This window comes from Streptococcus orisasini, assembly GCF_001431045.1.
GTDB lineage: Bacteria > Bacillota > Bacilli > Lactobacillales > Streptococcaceae > Streptococcus > Streptococcus orisasini.
This window is the reverse complement of sequence record NZ_BCLE01000047.1, coordinates 24,279-30,748: the sequence shown is the minus strand read 5'-3', so window position 1 is coordinate 30,748 and position 6,470 is coordinate 24,279. Positions and strand designations below refer to the sequence as shown.

The 6,470-nt window shown below is 40.4% G+C and carries 2 protein-coding genes and 1 pseudogene; 2 read left to right on the top strand and 1 reads right to left on the bottom strand.

Features of this window, described 5'->3' with window-relative positions; all coding sequences use genetic code 11:
- Positions 1-319 precede the first annotated feature (319 nt).
- A pseudogene (locus tag SCSH_RS11490) lies at positions 320-1,006 on the bottom strand (ISAs1 family transposase); the annotation flags it as partial.
- Between the two features lie 248 nt (positions 1,007-1,254).
- On the opposite strand from SCSH_RS11490, the gene SCSH_RS10125 reads away from it, so the two are divergent.
- On the top strand, positions 1,255-5,649 hold the full coding sequence (locus tag SCSH_RS10125) for a PolC-type DNA polymerase III (protein WP_057491788.1): 4,395 nt from the start codon (positions 1,255-1,257) through the stop codon (positions 5,647-5,649).
- Positions 5,650-5,986: 337 nt separating this feature from the next.
- Positions 5,987-6,415, top strand: coding sequence for a MarR family winged helix-turn-helix transcriptional regulator (locus tag SCSH_RS10120; protein WP_057491787.1), 429 nt, complete (start codon positions 5,987-5,989; stop codon positions 6,413-6,415).
- Positions 6,416-6,470 lie beyond the last annotated feature (55 nt).

Below are 6,470 nucleotides of genomic sequence, written 5' to 3'. Positions count from 1 at the left end.
GTAGATCAAGGCTTTTTCTATACTCCGAAATGTATTTTCAATACATTTAAACTGCTGTGTAATGCCTTTGACAGTAAAATGATCAAAGGGATCCCTGATAAGGAACTGAACTAATAGTTCTCTGTGCTGTTAGTTTAAGATACCTGTATGTGCGATGTTGAAATTTTTTAATAAAGTGTTCAAAAATCGAATTTACCTACTAGTTATTACTTTTACGCATTAGAATATATAAAATATTTTTAAAAGATAGCTAATTCAGCTTATCCTTACAGCGTGTGAAAGATGATATTCCTCCTTATCCTCTTTTGGCCATTTTTTCTTACAATAAGTGATCCAAATAGTGGTCAAAAGCCATACAGAGGTTATATTTTTTCCTTCTTAAACTCATCTCTTTCACAACATCTGGTTTTTGAGAACGGCTAAGCACAATTTATCCAGCATATTTAAGTTAAATGCGGCATCTTCTCGAAAGAAAAACTGTGCCAATCAGGCTCTCTATCTACCAATGGCTTCGCACATAAGCATTAAATTCTTTATCACTAACTTGGCAAGTCAAGATAAAGTAACGATTGTCTTCACTTTTCTTACCGTTCTTATTAATCTGGATACGAGCTCTTTCTATACACTGAACATGCTCCCATTCAGGGTGTTCGTGACACAGCCAACGGGTATCATGAATGACTTCGTAGTGTCTGTTTTCAATCTGACCATAGGCTCTTTTGACTGTCTTATAGCTATCGTCTGCCTACTTCTTGATAATCTCGTTGGCGATGGCTTTCTGAGAGCTTATAGCATTAATACTAATGAGGCAACCTTTTACTGACAGGTAATCTAATAAATCTGGTATCGCTGTGATTTCATTACCCTTTTCATCAGTTGTTACTCGATCATAGCAGATGCCCAAGTATGTCGCATAAGCAGAGACAACAGGTAAGGTTTTTTTGGCATGCTTGTCATTGCCTTTTATCGTCTTGTCATCAAAAGCCAGCAGATGTTTGGCAAAGGTTGGGAATGTTTTAACAGTGTTTGATTTTCCGATTATTCCAATTATTACGCACCGCAATCAGAAAATTAAGGATTTCAGCCATTCAAAACACCTCCTAAGTCTATTATACTTAAGAGGAGAGTTTGTGCTTGTGAACTTGTTTTCTGACAACATCTTTTCTTCATGTGTTTGTCGTGAAAGAATGACTTTTACCTCGTCAACCGTTTTGAATTGTGATAAAATAAGAGTAGTAATTGCGAGGAATTGATATGTCAGAAATGTTCGAAAAGTTGATGGATCAGATTGAAATGCCGCTTGAAATGAAAACTTCAAGGGCTTTTTCGTCTGCCGATATCGTGGAAGTGAAGGTTTGGCCTGAAAGCCGGGTCTGGGATTTTCACTTTTCTTTCGATGCTATCTTGCCGATTGATCTCTATAAAGAACTATCGAGCCGTCTTGTTTCTAGCTTTGAAAAGGCTGATATTAAAGCTATTTTTGACATTGAAGTGAAAAATCCTGAGTTTTCTGATGAGCTTTTGCAGGCTTATTACCGGGAAGCTTTTGAACAACCTTCTTGCAACAGTGCTAGTTTTAAGAGCTCTTTTGCCCATTTAGAAGTCTCTTATGATGGGGATAAGGTGCTTATTGCCGCACCGCAGTTTGTTAATAATGATCATTTTCGCCAGAATCATTTGCCTAAACTTGAAGAACAATTTGAACACTTTGGTTTTGGTCAGTTAAAATTTGATATTATTTCTGATCAGGCAATGACTGAGGAACTTAAGACGCATTTTGAGGCTTCTCGGGAGCAGCAGCTTCAAAAGGCGACTCAGGAGGCTCTGCAGGTGCAGAAATCTTTGGAAGCGTCTATGCCGCCTGCTGAAGAGGCTCCTAAACCTGCTTATGATTTTAAAGAACGTATCAAAGAGCGGCAACAGGCTTTTGAAAAAGCTGATATTACGCCCATGGTTGAAATTGAAACAGAAGAAAATCGCATTACTTTTGAAGGCATGGTTTTTGATGTTGAGCGCAAGACAACAAGGACTGGCCGTCATATCATTAATTTTAAAATGACTGATTACACTTCTAGTTTTCCTATGCAAAAGTGGGCGAAAGATGATGAAGAGCTTAAAAAATATGACATGATTACCAAAGGATCTTGGTTGCGGGTACGCGGGAATATTGAAAATAATCCCTTTACTAAGGCTTTGACCATGAATGTGCAGAATGTTAAAACCATTGTCCATCAGGAGCGAAAAGACTTAATGCCTGAGGGAGAAAAACGTGTTGAGTTTCATGCCCATACAAACATGTCAACCATGGATGCCCTACCAACTGTTGAGCAGCTAGTGGCCAAGGCTGCCCAGTTTGGCCATCCTGCTGTGGCTATTACTGACCATGCTAATGTGCAGAGTTTTCCCCATGGCTATCATGCAGGTAAGAAAAATGGCATCAAGGTTTTGTTTGGTCTAGAGGCAAATCTTGTTGAAGACCGTGTGCCAATTACTTATAATGAAATTGATCTGGATATGAATGAGGCGACCTATGTTGTTTTTGACGTAGAAACAACAGGCCTCTCAGCTGTCAATAATGATTTGATCCAAATTGCTGCTTCTAAAATGTATAAGGGAAACATTGTTGAACAGTTTGATGAATTTATCGATCCTGGCTATCCTCTCAGCCAATTTACAACTGACTTAACAGGGATTACTAATCAGCATATTAAAGGGTCAAAACCTTTGCTGCAAGTTTTACAAGAATTTCAAGACTTTTGCCAGAATACGGTTTTGGTTGCCCACAATGCGACTTTTGACGTTGGCTTTATGAATGCTAACTATGAGCGTAATGGTCTGCCAACAATTACGCAGCCTGTTATTGATACATTGGAATTTGCCCGTAATCTTTATCCTGAATACAAGCGCCATGGTTTAGGCCCTTTGACAAAACGTTTTCAGGTTTCTTTGGAACACCATCACATGGCCAATTATGATGCGGAGGCAACAGGACGCCTATTATTCATCTTTCTTCAAGAAGCTAAAGAAAAACACGGTGTTACTAATCTCTTAGACTTAAATACTAAGATTGTTGATGATGACTCTTATAAAAAGGCTCGCGTTAAACATGCTACGATTTATGTACTCAATCAAAAGGGCTTGAAAAATCTTTTTAAATTAGTCAGTTTATCCCATGTAACCTACTTTGCTGGTGTGGCCAGAATACCGAGAACTGTGCTTGATAAGCATCGTGAAGGTTTGCTGTTGGGGACAGCCTGCTCTGACGGTGAAGTTTTTGATGCGGTCTTGTCAAATGGCATTGATGCGGCTGTCGAAGCAGCTAAATACTATGATTTTATTGAGGTCATGCCGCCTGCCCTCTATGAGCCCCTTTTGGCTCGTGAATTGGTTAAAGATGAGGCGGGAATTCAGCAGATTATTAAGGATCTGATTGAAGTTGGAAGGCGTTTGAACAAACCGGTTTTGGCAACAGGTGATGTCCATTATTTGGAACCAGAAGACAGCATCTACCGTGAGATTATCGTCAGAAGTCTGGGGCAGGGAGCTATGATCAACCGTCCGATTGGTCGTGGTGAGGATGCCCAGCCTGCTCCTTTGCCTGAGGCACATTTTCGAACAACTAATGAAATGCTGGATGATTTTGCCTTTTTGGGTGAAGAGCTGGCGCGCGAGATTGTCATAAAAAATCCTAACGATATGCTGGAGCGCTTTGAGGATGTTGAGGTTGTTAAAGGAGATCTTTACACTCCATTTATTGAGAATGCCGAAGAAAAGGTCGCTGAAATGACCTATGAAAAGGCTTTTGAAATTTATGGCAATCCTCTGCCTGATATTATTGATCTGCGTATTGAAAAGGAACTGACTTCAATTTTGGGGAACGGCTTTGCGGTGATTTATCTAGCTTCGCAGATGCTGGTAAATCGTTCCAATAAGCGTGGTTATTTGGTTGGTTCACGGGGGTCTGTCGGATCCAGCTTTGTAGCAACCATGATTGGGATTACAGAGGTTAATCCGATGCCACCCCATTATGTCTGCCCCAATTGCAAGCACTCAGAATTTATTACAGATGGTTCTGTTGGCTCTGGCTATGACTTGCCGGATAAGAATTGTTCTGAATGTGGTCATAAATATCAAAAAGACGGTCAGGATATTCCTTTTGAGACCTTCTTAGGCTTTGATGGGGATAAGGTTCCCGATATTGATTTGAACTTCTCTGGTGATGATCAGCCTAGCGCCCACTTGGATGTCCGCGATATTTTTGGTGAAGAATACGCCTTTCGTGCGGGTACTGTAGGTACTGTTGCCGATAGGACAGCTTATGGCTTTGTTAAGGGTTATGAGCGGGATTACGGAAAATTTTACCGCGATGCTGAAGTGGACAGATTGGCCCAGGGTTCAGCCGGTGTGAAACGGACCACTGGTCAGCACCCAGGGGGAATCGTTGTTATTCCTAATTATATGGATGTTTATGATTTTACACCTGTGCAGTATCCAGCTGATGATTTGACTGCTGAATGGCAGACAACCCACTTTAACTTCCATGATATTGATGAAAATGTCCTTAAACTTGATGTACTGGGACATGATGATCCAACCATGATTCGGAAGTTACAGGATTTGTCGGGTATTGACCCTAAACAAATTCCTGCAGACGATCCAGATGTGATGAAGCTTTTTTCAGGGACAGAGGTCTTAGGGGTTACTGAAGAACAGATTGGAACACCGACAGGAATGTTGGGGATTCCTGAGTTTGGAACTAACTTTGTCCGCGGCATGGTTGATGAAACCCACCCTACAACTTTTGCGGAGCTTTTGCAGCTCTCAGGTCTCTCCCACGGAACAGATGTTTGGCTGGGTAATGCTCAGGATCTGATTAAACAAGGAATTGCTACCTTGTCAACAGTTATCGGCTGTCGTGATGATATCATGGTTTATCTTATGCATGCGGGTTTGGAACCTAAGATGGCCTTTACCATTATGGAGCGCGTGCGTAAGGGGCTTTGGCTTAAGATTTCTGAAGAAGAGCGCAACGGTTATATAGCAGCTATGCGTGAAAATAACGTGCCAGACTGGTATATTGAGTCCTGTGGGAAAATTAAATACATGTTCCCCAAGGCTCATGCAGCAGCTTATGTATTGATGGCTCTGCGTGTTGCTTACTTCAAGGTGCATCACCCTATCTACTATTACTGTGCTTATTTCTCTATCCGTGCTAAGGCCTTCGAGCTTAAGACTATGAGTGCTGGTCTTGATGCTGTTAAGGCACGCATGGCTGACATTAGTCAGAAAAGGCGCAACAATGAAGCTTCCAATGTTGAAATTGATCTTTTCACAACTCTGGAAATCGTCAATGAAATGCTGGAGCGCGGCTTTAAATTTGGCCAGTTGGATTTGTACCGCAGCGAAGCGACTGAATTTCTTATTGACGGTGATACTTTAATACCACCTTTTGTAGCCTTGGAAGGCTTGGGTGAAAATGTTGCTAGACAGATTGTCAAGGCACGCAGTGAGGGAGAATTTCTTTCCAAAACTGAACTGCGCAAGCGCGGCGGCCTGTCTTCTACCTTGGTTGAGAAGATGAGTGAGATGGGCATACTTGGTAACATGCCAGAGGATAATCAACTGTCACTTTTTGATGATCTTTTTTAACGATTGATAGAGAGTGAGATGAAAATCGTAATTTCGTAAAAATTGATTTTTATCTGCTCTCTTATTAATTTTAAGCGTTGGATCTGAAAGGGTCTTCCGAATGAGAATGGGACAGTCAGTTTAAGTTCCTCAGTTCCATTTGTATATCCTAGTTAAAGGTGGCTATTATAAAGGCTTTATTTTATGATTATTTTTAACTCACAAAGGATGCAGTGCTTGAAAAATTTGAATAAAAAAAGGTTGCCAGCAGTCAATCATAAAAAGGAAAAAATCTTCTTGAAAATAACACTAATTAGTAGTAAAATAGAAAAAGGTAATGGTCATAGAAGGGAGTTGTATGGGTGATTTAGATAAGAATCCTGCAGTTAAAGCTATGGTTGTTTTTCGTAAAGCGATGCGAACAATTGATGCCCAAGTTGCTTCAAGCTATAAGAACAATGGTCTGACACCGACACAGTTTGCGGTTTTGGACGTTCTTTATGCCAAAGGCGAAATGACAATTAGCCATTTGATTGCTTCTATATTGGCGACATCGGGAAATATGACAGTCGTTATTAAAAATATGGAACGCAACGGTTGGATTTACCGCAGCCCCAATCCAGAGGATGGGCGTGCTTTTGTTGTTGGTCTGACTGAGGCCGGTAAGCAATTGATTCAAAAAGCTTTGCCTGAGCATATCACTATGGTAGAAAAAGCCTTCTCTGTAATGACAAAAGAGGAGCAGTTAATTCTGATAGATTTGTTAAAAAAATTTAAAACACTTTAGGAAAAAACGAATATTAAGGAAGAGAATTAACAAATATTACTATTTAGTGATAAAG

Bases quoted from the DNA above. Each gene is read 5' to 3' on its own strand.
- SCSH_RS10120 (WP_057491787.1), top strand. From the start codon at position 5,987: ATGGGTGATTTAGATAAGAATCCTGCAGTTAAAGCTATGGTTGTTTTT.
- SCSH_RS10125 (WP_057491788.1), top strand. From the start codon at position 1,255: ATGTCAGAAATGTTCGAAAAGTTGATGGATCAGATTGAAATGCCGCTT.